The 10,769-nt window shown below is 62.7% G+C and carries 12 protein-coding genes; 2 read left to right on the top strand and 10 right to left on the bottom strand.

Annotation, left to right across the window (positions count from 1 at the left end):
• Positions 1–745: 745 nt before the first annotated feature.
• The 4 genes from AC1RQ5_RS11400 to AC1RQ5_RS11385 form a co-directional block, all read right to left on the bottom strand.
• Complete coding sequence (locus AC1RQ5_RS11400; protein WP_493198998.1) at positions 746–2,119, bottom strand: sulfatase-like hydrolase/transferase; 1,374 nt, start codon at positions 2,117–2,119, stop codon at positions 746–748.
• A 26-nt stretch (positions 2,120–2,145) separates the two neighbouring features.
• On the bottom strand, positions 2,146–2,490 hold the full coding sequence (locus AC1RQ5_RS11395; protein ID WP_493198996.1) for a hypothetical protein: 345 nt from the start codon (positions 2,488–2,490) through the stop codon (positions 2,146–2,148).
• 275 nt (positions 2,491–2,765) lie between these two features.
• Positions 2,766–3,998, bottom strand: a complete 1,233-nt coding sequence (locus AC1RQ5_RS11390) for an ABC transporter substrate-binding protein (protein ID WP_493198994.1) — start codon at positions 3,996–3,998, stop codon at positions 2,766–2,768.
• 87 nt (positions 3,999–4,085) lie between these two features.
• Positions 4,086–4,829, bottom strand: coding sequence for a FadR/GntR family transcriptional regulator (locus AC1RQ5_RS11385; protein ID WP_493198993.1), 744 nt, complete (start codon positions 4,827–4,829; stop codon positions 4,086–4,088).
• 135 nt (positions 4,830–4,964) lie between these two features.
• Here AC1RQ5_RS11385 and AC1RQ5_RS11380 point away from each other — a divergent pair, with 135 nt between their 5' ends.
• Both AC1RQ5_RS11380 and AC1RQ5_RS11375 read left to right on the top strand, forming a co-directional pair.
• A complete protein-coding gene (locus tag AC1RQ5_RS11380) occupies positions 4,965–5,105 on the top strand; it encodes a hypothetical protein (protein ID WP_493198992.1) in 141 nt (46 codons plus the stop codon).
• Positions 5,106–5,613: 508 nt separating this feature from the next.
• Positions 5,614–6,303, top strand: a complete 690-nt coding sequence (locus tag AC1RQ5_RS11375) for a Crp/Fnr family transcriptional regulator (protein WP_493198991.1) — start codon at positions 5,614–5,616, stop codon at positions 6,301–6,303.
• Positions 6,304–6,407: 104 nt separating this feature from the next.
• Here the strand turns inward: AC1RQ5_RS11375 and AC1RQ5_RS11370 are convergent, their stop codons facing one another.
• The 6 genes from AC1RQ5_RS11370 to AC1RQ5_RS11345 form a co-directional block, all read right to left on the bottom strand.
• Entirely contained in the window at positions 6,408–7,265 is an 858-nt protein-coding gene (locus AC1RQ5_RS11370) for an SDR family oxidoreductase (protein WP_493198989.1), read from the bottom strand.
• A gap of 90 nt (positions 7,266–7,355) precedes the next feature.
• Positions 7,356–8,375, bottom strand: coding sequence for a ketol-acid reductoisomerase (gene ilvC / locus AC1RQ5_RS11365; RefSeq protein ID WP_493198987.1), 1,020 nt, complete (start codon positions 8,373–8,375; stop codon positions 7,356–7,358).
• Between the two features lie 150 nt (positions 8,376–8,525).
• Complete coding sequence (locus AC1RQ5_RS11360) at positions 8,526–9,134, bottom strand: LysE family translocator (RefSeq protein ID WP_398478558.1); 609 nt, start codon at positions 9,132–9,134, stop codon at positions 8,526–8,528.
• Positions 9,134–10,006, bottom strand: coding sequence for an EamA family transporter (locus AC1RQ5_RS11355; RefSeq protein WP_398478560.1), 873 nt, complete (start codon positions 10,004–10,006; stop codon positions 9,134–9,136). Before AC1RQ5_RS11355 ends, AC1RQ5_RS11360 begins: the two co-directional genes overlap by 1 nt.
• 9 nt (positions 10,007–10,015) lie before the next feature.
• On the bottom strand, positions 10,016–10,393 hold the full coding sequence (locus tag AC1RQ5_RS11350) for a type II toxin-antitoxin system PemK/MazF family toxin (RefSeq protein ID WP_493198985.1): 378 nt from the start codon (positions 10,391–10,393) through the stop codon (positions 10,016–10,018).
• Positions 10,371–10,736 (bottom strand): AbrB/MazE/SpoVT family DNA-binding domain-containing protein, encoded by a 366-nt coding sequence (locus AC1RQ5_RS11345; protein WP_493198983.1) that lies wholly within the window; start codon positions 10,734–10,736, stop codon positions 10,371–10,373. Before AC1RQ5_RS11345 ends, AC1RQ5_RS11350 begins: the two co-directional genes overlap by 23 nt.
• Between the last annotated feature and the right edge of the window lie 33 nt (positions 10,737–10,769).

Raw genomic sequence — 10,769 nt, 5'->3', positions numbered from 1 at the left:
GAGCTGGCGGGGCCCGAAGCATGCGGCCATCCTTCGAGACGCGCGCGTTGCGCGCTCCTCAGGATGAGGGTGGGAGATACGGACCCTTGATCACTCCCGCACGCGGCCGGGAATGATGCGACGAGTTCGCCGGAGAGCGTGGCACGGTGGATGTGGGAGCGGATCGGGAAGTAGCAACTCCGCCCCTCATGGTGAGGAGGCGCGCAGCGCCGTCTCGAACCATGAGCTGGCGAGGCCCGGAGCATGCGGCAATCCTTCGAGACGCGCGCGTTGCGCGCTCCTCAGGATGAGGGTGGGAGATACGGACTCTTGATCACTCCCGCACGCGGCCGGGAATGATGCGACGAGTTCGCCGGACGGTGTGGCAAGGTGGATGTGGGAGCGGATCGGGAAGTAGCTCTGCCCCCTCATGGTGAGGAGGCGCGCAGCGCCGTCGCGAACCATGAGCTGGCGGGGCCCGAAGCATGCGGCCATCCTTCGAGACGCGCGCGTTGCGCGCTCCTCAGGATGAGGGTGGGAGATGCGGACTCTTGATCACTCCCGCACGCGGCCTGGAATGATGCGACGAGTTCGCCGGACGGTGTGGCAAGGTGGATGTGGGAGCGGATCGGGAAGTGACGCAATGTCTGTCGTCACCCGGCTTGACCGGGTGACCCAGTAGACACAGACAGCAGGGATAGAAAGGTGATAACGCTGTTTACTGGATCCCCGCTTTCGCGGGGATGACAACCACGGCAGTCAGCCTCTACAAATTCTTGATCATCCCCGCATCGATCAGAATCCGGTTGAACCGGCTCGCTTCATCGCCGCCCTTGCAGCCATAGAACACGCCCTTGCAGCGCTGCATGATCTTCTTCTGCTCGATGAAGGACGGATCGAGCGGCACGCGGGCCGCCTCCTGCACCATCAGCGGCAGATAGGCGGCGTCCAGCGTCGGCAGCGCCGACGACAGCTCCGGTCGGTAGTTCAGCGCATCGATGGCGTAATAGGTCGTGTAGTAGCGCGGATCGTGCGTCATGATCCGGTCGGCGCGCTTGGCCTGCTTGATGTCCGGCTCCAGCAGCTTTTGCGCGATCGCCGGCTGGTGATCGCCGAAGCGCACCAGCAGGAATGGCTCGGCGGGATGATCCTTCTTCAGCTGGGCGACGAAGGCGTTGTAGTCCGACGCTGTCATCGCCTGCCGGCGGATATATTCATCGACCTCGGGCGTATTGCCGGGCGGCTGCCAGCCCGCCGGTGTCAGGTCGTCGCGATAGGTGGTGGTCCACGGGAAATGATTGGCGGTGAGATAGACCAGCACGAAGATCGGCTGATCCGGCCTGCCCTCGCGCGCGATCAGGTCCTTGGCCTGATCGAAATAGAACTTGTCGGGCTGCATGTCCTCGGTGACGCCCATGTCGGCCATGTCGATGAAGCCACCGATGCCGGCGCCCTTCTGGAAGCTGCGCGCGCTGAGAAAATTGCCGAAGGTCGGATAGAGCGAGAAGGTGCGATAGCCGCAACGCTGCAGCGCCTGCGGCAGGCCGCGCGAGATCTTTCCGGCAGCGATGCGCGTGACGTAGAATTTCATTGCGCCAAACGAGCGCGCGGACAGGCCGGTAAAAATGTTGAACTCGGTGTACCACGTCGGGCCGCCCGAGGATTCGGTGATGAGCTTGCGGCTCTGGCCATCGGCGGAGGCGAAGAAATCGTGATAGCCGGCGGGCACCTTGATGCCCGGCGCCGCCGAGATGTCGAACGAGGACTCGTCGAGCACCATCACGATGTTCGGACGCGTCACGCCCGGCTCGCATTCGGTCATCGGCGCAGCCTGCGCGGAGCCGACGAGGCTCTTGGCGTCGGCCTCGATCCAGCCGGTGGCCGTCAGATGGGAGACCGCGACCACGCCCGAGCGCGCGAGATTGGAGATGTGATTGACGCCCTGGAACGGCTCCCACGGTTTTTCGGGATTGGCGGCGGACATGACGATGATGCCGAGCACGCAGGCGCCGGCGCAGCCGAGCGCGGTGCGGCGACGCAGGGAAAACGGATCCGCGCGCCAGATCACCCACAGGATCGGCAGCACGACCGCCGCAGCCATCAGCAACCAGCCCCGCAATTGCGGGAAGATCGACTGCATGAAGGAGACGGTATCGCGGTCGATGATCAGGAAATCGAGAAGGTCAGCGTCAGCTGGGTGATGCCGTATTTGAACTGCGACAGTACGATCAGCGCCGTGACCAGCAGCAGCGCCAGCACGGCGCTGATGCCGGGGCGCTTGAAGACGGCCAGGAACAGGAAATTCAGCAGCGCCCAGGCCAGCAGCGCCAGCACCATGGCGAACGGGCCGTATTCGACGGAGGCCAGCACATAGACGGCGAGGACATGGACCGAGGCGATCAGCCCGGTGCGCAGCGGCGCCTGTCGTGCCACGGCCCAGCAGGCGACGAGCCCCGCTTTGAGGCTGCGCCCGGCTCGCGCCGGCATAATGGGGATCGACGACGGCAGCATGGCTTGCCTGCGAACACCCGGCAAGGAAGCTGCCCTGCCCGGCCGAAGCCTGCGGGCTCATAACGCAACCGGACTTGCGACATGTCACAAAAGCGTAATCGCACTGTCATGAACGGGCAATGAACCTTTCGACGCAGGCGGCGCGTTCGGCGGGATAAGGTGTAGGATGGGTTGAGCGCAGGCGCGACGCGCCGGAGCGATACCCATCACCACCGGCGCAAGGGGTGATGGGTATCGCTTCGCTCAACCCATCCTACGGGTCGGAGTTTTGGGTATTAACGCCCCGCGGCGGCGGGCGGCTCGCCCTTGATGATCTCGCCAAAACGCTGCCAGCGCTCGCCCTTGAAGCTCATCATCTGGAACTGGTCGATGGGCGAGAAATCGGTCGCCGAGGTGTTGACGGTGACGCCCGGCAGCAGGCCGTCGAGCCGCAGGCCCTTCAGATTGGCCGCCTGCTTCATCAGGTTCTCATGGGTGAGATCGTCGCCGCATTGCTGCAGCGCGGCCACCATGGTCTGGGCGATGCTGTAGCCGGACAGCACGGTGCTCTCCATCGCCTTGCCTTCCGGGATGTACTTCTCGACATAGGCATAGAACTTCTTCATGCCTTCATCGTCCTTCCACTGCGGATCGGTGGGATCCTTGGCGAAGGTGGCTGACACCACGTCCTGCGCGTTCTCGAAGCCGGCAGGTCGGATCACGCTGCCGAGCGACGACGATGCATTCGGCACGATATGCAGCGGCTTCCAGCCGAGCTCGGCGACCTTCTTGATGGATTGCGCCGCAAACTTGCCGGTGGCGAAAGAGAAGATCGTATCGACGCCGGCCGCCTTCAGCTTGACGATGTGGCTGTCGACCGTCGGCTCGGAGACTTCGTAGCTCGTCTCCATCACGATCATCGACGACGCCTTGTCGCCGAGACCTTCCTTCAGGCCCTTCACATAGTCCTTGCCGAAATCGTCGTTCTGGAAGAACACGCCGATCTTGGCATTCGGCTTTTCCTTCAGGATGTATTTCGCATAGGCCAGCGCTTCGGCGTGATAGCTCGGCAGCCAGCCCATCGTATATGGAAACTGCTTCGGATCGTTCCAGCGCGTCGCACCGGTGGCGAGGAAGAGCTGCGGCGTCTTCTTGGCGTTGAGGTACTTTTGAATTGCCGCATTGGCAGCCGTGCCGACATTGCCGACGATCGCCATCACTTCATCGCTCTCGACGAGTTTGCGCGTTTGCTCGACTGTCTTCGGCGGCGAATAGCCATCGTCATAGCTGATGAAGTTGATCTTGCGGCCATTGATGCCGCCCTGATCGTTGATCAGCTTGAAATAGGCGGCATAGGACTTGCCGAGAATGCCATAGGCCGAAGCCGGGCCGCTATAGGGCACGGTGTTGCCGATCTTGATCTCGGTATCGCTGGCGCCCGGGCCGTATTTCTTCTGCGCCAGCGCCGGGCTGGCCGCCATCATGCTCGCCGCTGCAAGCATGGCAATGGAGGTCGTGGAGATACGCATTTTTGATCCTTCTTTTGCGTTTCCTGGGGTGCGGACCTTGCCGCGTGAAGTCCGGGCCTTCCCGTTGATCGGGATTGTGGCGGCCCGTTAGGTCTGTGTGCCTGGTATCCCCGCGTCAGCAGCTTCCGCGGCGGCTTCGTTCAGCGCCTGAATATCGGCAGCGGCGGTGTGCACATGGTGGTGCACGAGCTTGATGACCCCGGCCTCGTCGCGCGCCTCGATGGCGGCGAAGAAAGCGCGGTGATCGTCGAGCGAGCGCTGGCGCAGCTCGGCCGAAGCGAAGTACCGGCGGCGTCCGCGCGTGCTCATCAGCATCAAGGGCGTGATGGTGCGCACCAGAATGCGGTTCTGGCTCGCGGCGGCGACGGCGAGATGAAACTCGACATCCTCGTCGGCCATGTTGCGGCCATTGGCGGCGAGCACGGCATAGGTATCGAGCAGGCTGCTCAGCTTGGCGAGGTCGGCCTCGGTGCGGCGCTGGCAGGCCAACCGAAACGCCTGCTCCTCACAGATGATGCGCGCCTCGATGGCATCGCGGGTGAGCTGCGCATCGAAGGCCATGCCGAGATCGGCCTGCAGCACCAGCGCGTCCAGCCCGCCATCGTCCGGCGTGGTGCGCAGGAAGATGCCGGACTTCGCCTTGCGCTCGGTGATGCGCATGGAATCCAGCACCGCCAGCGCCTCGCGGACGGAGCTGCGGGTGACGCCGAAGCGGTCCGACAGATTGCGCTCGGACGGCAAGCGGTCGCCTTTGGCGAGCCGGTGATGCCGCACATATTCGAGGGTTTTGCGGACGGTATCGGAGGTTTCGGATGTCAGGGTCGTGGTCATACCAATGAACCTACCAATCTGGCCCTACCAGATCAAGGGAGGCGAACTGCGGCGAGTGGGCGCGGTTTGGCGGCCAATCAGGCGATCGGGCCCGGATCGGCGCCGCCCACGGACGAGGCTGGGGGATTACTTGGGTTGCGGATCACGCACGATCTCGGCCTTGCCGGCCTTGATCTGGTATTCGCTTTCGGTGGCGCAGGCCGTGCAACGGAAGCGCCGTATGTCGGTTCGCTGCTGAACTTCGATGGAGACCAGTTGGCGACGCCCACCACATGACGGGCACCGGACGAGATTCAAGGACATTTCAACGCCCCATATTTATGAGGATCGACACTGATGCGGGCTTACGAGGCCGGGTTGATTGATGATGCGGATGGACCGCATATCTGTCTGCCCGTGACCGGGCATATGGAAACATGTCCACCTGAAAGACCGCGATCGGATGTTTGCGGGGCAGTTGGACAAGGCATCGAAGGCACGAACACATCCGTGGCCTTTCACCCATGCACGGCGCGCCAAAGAGACACCGGCCAATTGCGGCGCCCAGCCCGCAGGATGATTCCTCTACGGGAAACACGCTGCCGCTGCCGAAGCCCGCATAAGAGCGATATCTGGCATATAAAAAATGGAAAATGCTTATTTCAAAGGATGACTGCAGACATCATATGATGCCGATCAGGCAGAGTTGCGTTGCGAAAAATGCTTTGATGCACAGAGCGGAGACGAACTCGGACGTCTGACATACACCGCATAACAGCCCAAACCGATCGGGCGGATTTATGCAGTGTCAGAAGCCCTCCGAGAGAACCGCTTGATTGCGGCGTTGTTGCGCGCCGATTGCGATGCGCTGGCGAAGTCCGGGCAGATCGTCGAACTCCGTGCGGGCACCGTCCTGTGCGAAGCCGGGGACGAGACCGAACAGGTCTATTTTCCGCTGTCCGGCGCGATCTCGCTTCTCGTGATCCTCGAGCACGGAAAAGCCGTCGAGACCGCGACCGTCGGACGCGAGGGGGTCGTCTCGGCGATGGCCGCTTTCGGCATCTATGCGTCGCATGTCAGGGTGGCCGTCCAGAACCAGCTGATCGCCTTGCGGATCTCGGCGGCAGCATTCCGCAAACTCACCGCGTCGCATCGCGCGATCCTGGACTCCTGCATCAAGTTCAATGAAATGCTGCTGGTCCAGGCGCGAACAATCGCGGCATGCAACACATATCACACCGTCGAGCAACGGTTCTGCCGGTGGCTGCTCTTCACGTCCGACCGCGTCGCCCCCAATGACATGAAGTTCACGCAAGAGGCCGTCGCCGAACTGCTTGGCGCACGACGGACGTCCGTGTCCGACGTCGCAAGCAAGCTCTCAGCCTCGGGTGCGCTCAGCTATTCGCGAGGCAATGTGACGATCAATGACGCCACCGCGGTCGCGGAGCTGTCCTGCGAGTGCTACGCGACCTTGCAGCGCCTGGCCCCCTCCTAGCCAAACCATATGCCGCATAGGCCGCATATGGATGTTTCGTACCGCGCCGAAGGACGCGTCGGCTATGCATTGACGGGGTTTCGGCGGTTTCCGATGCCCGTGACTCAGTCGCGCGCGTTGACGTGCAGCCCGAGTTGCCGCGCGATGATCCGGTCCATCCAGCGCCGCGGCAGCAGCCCGGCGATCCGGGTCTGGATCGGCTCCGCCGAGACCACGACACGGGCTTGGGGACGAGCATCGGTCAGCGCGCGATGCACCCGTGCCGCAACGGCTTCCGGCGGCAGGCCTTTCTCGGACATCTGCGCCAGCATGCCGCGCAACGTCATCAACGCCGGCAAATAAAGCGAGTTCACAAACCGCGTGACGTCCAGTGCCTTGGCCTTGTCCCAGATCGGCGTGCGCACGGGCCCCGGTGCGATGGTGATGACATCGATGCCGAACAGCATGAGTTCGCGGCGCAGGCTTTCGCTCAATCCTTCCAGCGCGAATTTCGAGGTGCTGTAGGGCGACAGCAGCGGATTGCCGAACTGGCCCGAGACGGAGCTCATCATCACGATGCGGCCCGGCGCGCCTGTCAGCGCGGGATCGGCGCCGAGCAATGGCAGGAAGGCCTTGGTGACGATCACCGGCCCCATCACGTTGATTTCCATCTGCGTGCGGAATTCGCTGACATCGAGATCGAGCAAGGCGCCGGGCACCACGACGCCGGCATTGTTGACGAGGCCGGCGAGCGTTTCACCGTTGAGCAACGTCCTCACCTCATCCGCGGCGATCCTCACTGCAGCCTCATCAGTCACGTCGAACATCAGCGGCGTGAAGTTGGCGCCGAACGCGGTCTGCAGGCGCTCGGCATCGTCAGGCCTGCGGACACTGCCGAAAACGCGGAAGCCGTGATCCAGCAGAAATTTCGCAGTGGCATGTCCGATGCCGGTGGAGACGCCGGTGATGACGACGGAGCGCATGAGGACACCTCGAAGATCCGGGCTAGCGGTCGAACGAAAAACGGGACCGCGTTGCCGCGGTCCCGTTGGTAACGACGATGAACGTAGCGCTTAGTTCTTGGTCTTGTCGACCAGCGCCTTTTCCTTGATCCACGGCATCATGTCACGGAGCTTGCCGCCCACTTCCTCGATCGGATGCGCGGCAGCGCGGGCGCGGGTCGCCTTGAACGAGGCCTGGTTGACCTTGTTTTCCAGCATCCAGTCGCGGGCGAACTTGCCGGACTGAATGTCGGTGAGCACGCGCTTCATCTCGGCCTTGGTCTCCGAGGTGACGATGCGCGGACCGGTGACGTATTCGCCGTATTCCGCGGTGTTCGAGATCGAGTAGTTCATGTTGGCGATGCCGCCTTCATAGATCAGGTCGACGATCAGCTTCAGTTCATGCAGGCACTCGAAGTAAGCCATTTCCGGCGCGTAGCCGGCTTCCACCAGCGTCTCGAAGCCGGCGCGGATGAGCTCGACGGTGCCGCCGCAGAGAACGACCTGCTCGCCGAACAGATCGGTTTCGCACTCTTCCTTGAACGAGGTTTCGATGATGCCGGCGCGGCCACCACCGACGGCCGAGGCGTAGCTCAGGCCGAGGTCATGGGCGTTGCCCGAGACGTCCTTGTGGATCGCGATCAGGCAGGGCACGCCGCCGCCGCGCTGATATTCCGAACGCACCGTGTGGCCGGGGCCCTTCGGCGCGATCATCAGCACGTCGAGGTCTTCGCGCGGATCGAGCAGGTTGAAATGCACGTTGAGGCCGTGGGCGAAGACAAGCGCTGCGCCGTTCTTCATGTTGTCATGCAGGTGCTCGCGATAGATGTCGCCCTGCAATTCGTCCGGGGTCAGCATCATGACCAGGTCGGCCCACTTCGCGGCGTCGGCGACTTCCATCACCTTGAAGCCGGCGGCTTCCGCCTTCTTGGCCGAGGCCGAGCCCTTGCGGAGCGCGATCACAACGTCCTTGACGCCGCTGTCCTTCAGGTTCAGCGCGTGGGCATGGCCCTGGCTGCCGTAGCCGACGATGACGACCTTCTTGCCCTTGATCAGGTTCAGGTCGGCGTCGCGATCATAATAAACACGCATGGGTCGTTCCTCTGTTCGGCAACTTTATTTCAAGCGCCCGGTCGAAAGGTCACTGCCGGCTGGCCAATGACCATGAAATGCCGCCGGTTTCTAGGGCGGCGATTGCTGCGAGACAAGCCCGCAACGGTGATTTTGCTGGCGAATTCGTGCTCATATCTCAGCCAGCACGGGATAGAGCGAAGCGAGCAATAAAATTGCCATGGTGACGTTGAAAATGCGCACCGCACGCGGCGATTTCACCAATGGTTGCAGCGCGGTGCCGCACAGCACCCAGGCCACTGACGACAGCGCGCCAATGCACAGCGACACCGCGACCTGCAAAGCGACGTTGCCGGGATAGGTGGCGATGGCCGCATAGGCCGTGATGATACTGATGGCCATCACCCAGCCCTTGGCATTGACCCACTGAAACAGCGCCGCACCGATAAAGGTCATCGGCCGCCGCCGCTCCGCCTCCCCCGGCTCCGGCGGGCCGGAGCGTGCGATCGCATAAGCGAGATAGACCAGATAGGCGGCGCCGGCATATTTCAACGCCGTCTGCAGCCACGGCAGTGACGCGAACACCGCGCCGAGGCCGAGCCCGGTGACGCCGATCATGAAGGCATAACCAAACGTGACGCCGGCCACATGCGGCAGCGTGCGGCGGAAGCCGAAATTGAGTCCGGAGGCGAGCAGCATGATGTTGTTCGGCCCGGGGGTGAAGAACATCACCACCGCGAAGATGAGAAACGCCCAGAACAGATGCGGTGACAATTCCATCACGCCACCTCGCGCAACACGGGCGGACGGCGCGACAGCAACATCACGGCAATCCCGAGCACCACCACGATCATGCCCGCGAGGCGCAGCGGACCGAATGTCTCGCCGAATGTGAGGCTGGAGGCCGCAGCGCCGATGAACGGCACCAGCAATGCGAAAGGCACCACTTGCGCGGCGGAGTAGTCCCGCAGCAGCCGACCCCAGATCCAGTAACCGAGCGTGGTGCCGACGACCGCAAGGAACAGCACGCAGGCCATGGCCTGCAACGATGCATGGGTCAGCGCGTGCCAGGTTGTGCTGGCGCCATCGACAGTGAACAGAACCACCAGCAGCGGCGCAAGCGCAACAAGGCTGATCCAGGAAAACAGGTCGAGCATCGGCACGCCCTGCGCGCGGCGCAGCAGCAGATTGGAAAACGCAAAGCTGATCGGCGCCGTCATCAGCACCATGAACGGAAACACGCTGAAGTCATAACCGACGGTGAAACAGATCATCATCAGGCCGCCCATGGCGATGACGATGCCTGCGACCTGCTGCCGTGTCGGCAATTCGCGCAGGAACAGCGCAGCAGCCCCCACCGTGAACAGTGCCTGGCTTTGCACGATCACCGAGGTCAGCCCCGCCGGCACGCCATGCGCCATGCCATAGGTCTGCGCCAGAAACTGCGCCACCAGCAGCCAGCTCGTCGCGACGACAATCTGCCACGACAGTTTCGGCCTCGGCAGCAGCAGACATGGCAGCGCCGTGATGCCGAAACGCAGCGTGGTGAGCAGCGTCGATGACATCTCATCGACCGCCATCCGGGTCAGCACAAAGCCAACGCCCCAGATCACGGCGACTGCGATCGCCAGGAAGATGTCGAAAGGTTTCATGAATGGTAGCTATGCAGGCTTGGCACGGTCGGCGTCGCCAGAGAGAACGGAGAAATCAAAGCCGAGAAGCGCGGCAAGCGTCATCCGTATCTCATCGACAAAAGTATCCGGCACCGTATCGATCTTGCGAAAGACCCGAGCGGCCCGTTCGACCGTGCGTATCTGATCGACCTGAACGACACCTTTGGTCTTGATACCTGTTGGCAGCGGCACGTTGAACGACCATGGGCCGGCGTTCGATGTAATCGGACAGACAACAGCGCGGCCGCATATCTCGTGATAGCGACGCGACGTCAGGATCAGAGCCGGCCGCCGCCCGCCCTGCTCCGTCCCGAGCACCGGATGGAATTCGACCCAGGCGATGTCACCGACGTCTTGCACGGCCATCGCTCTTTCCAGCCTTGCGCTTTGATCCAGCGTCACCGACCCGCACGGGCGTGCCGTCAGCCCCCTCGACGATCAGACCGCGCGAATAATCATCGTCGATGATTTCTGAGCCGACGTCAGGGCCCCATTCGACAGTCTCGGACGTCAGCCCAAGACGTTCGATTTCCGACAGCATCTCGTCGAGCAATTGCTTGGGCGTTTTTCTGGCGGTGCGCAGGCGAAACCCGCTGCCCTCGACGGTCAGTTCAAGCTCGCTTCCCGCCGTCACGCCAGCGCTTTCCGCCGCCGCTTTCGGCAGCCGGACACCAAGGCTGTTGCCCCATTGGGCGACTTTGACTTTCATCGGTCCGCTCCTTGTTGGGATATACAATGTATA

The organism is Tardiphaga sp. GW821-FHT12E02, assembly GCF_058807155.1.
This window is presented reverse-complemented; position numbering and strand designations above follow the sequence as displayed.

Bases quoted from the DNA above. Each gene is read 5' to 3' on its own strand.
- AC1RQ5_RS11385 (WP_493198993.1), bottom strand. From the start codon at position 4,829: ATGACCACGACCCTGACATCCGAAACCTCCGATACCGTCCGCAAAACC.
- AC1RQ5_RS11360 (WP_398478558.1), bottom strand. From the start codon at position 9,134: ATGGAATTGTCACCGCATCTGTTCTGGGCGTTTCTCATCTTCGCGGTG.
- AC1RQ5_RS11345 (WP_493198983.1), bottom strand. From the start codon at position 10,736: ATGAAAGTCAAAGTCGCCCAATGGGGCAACAGCCTTGGTGTCCGGCTG.
- AC1RQ5_RS11370 (WP_493198989.1), bottom strand. From the start codon at position 7,265: ATGCGCTCCGTCGTCATCACCGGCGTCTCCACCGGCATCGGACATGCC.
- ilvC (WP_493198987.1), bottom strand. From the start codon at position 8,375: ATGCGTGTTTATTATGATCGCGACGCCGACCTGAACCTGATCAAGGGC.
- AC1RQ5_RS11395 (WP_493198996.1), bottom strand. From the start codon at position 2,490: ATGCTGCCGTCGTCGATCCCCATTATGCCGGCGCGAGCCGGGCGCAGC.
- AC1RQ5_RS11400 (WP_493198998.1), bottom strand. From the start codon at position 2,119: ATGCAGTCGATCTTCCCGCAATTGCGGGGCTGGTTGCTGATGGCTGCG.
- AC1RQ5_RS11355 (WP_398478560.1), bottom strand. From the start codon at position 10,006: ATGAAACCTTTCGACATCTTCCTGGCGATCGCAGTCGCCGTGATCTGG.
- AC1RQ5_RS11390 (WP_493198994.1), bottom strand. From the start codon at position 3,998: ATGCGTATCTCCACGACCTCCATTGCCATGCTTGCAGCGGCGAGCATG.
- AC1RQ5_RS11350 (WP_493198985.1), bottom strand. From the start codon at position 10,393: ATGGCCGTGCAAGACGTCGGTGACATCGCCTGGGTCGAATTCCATCCG.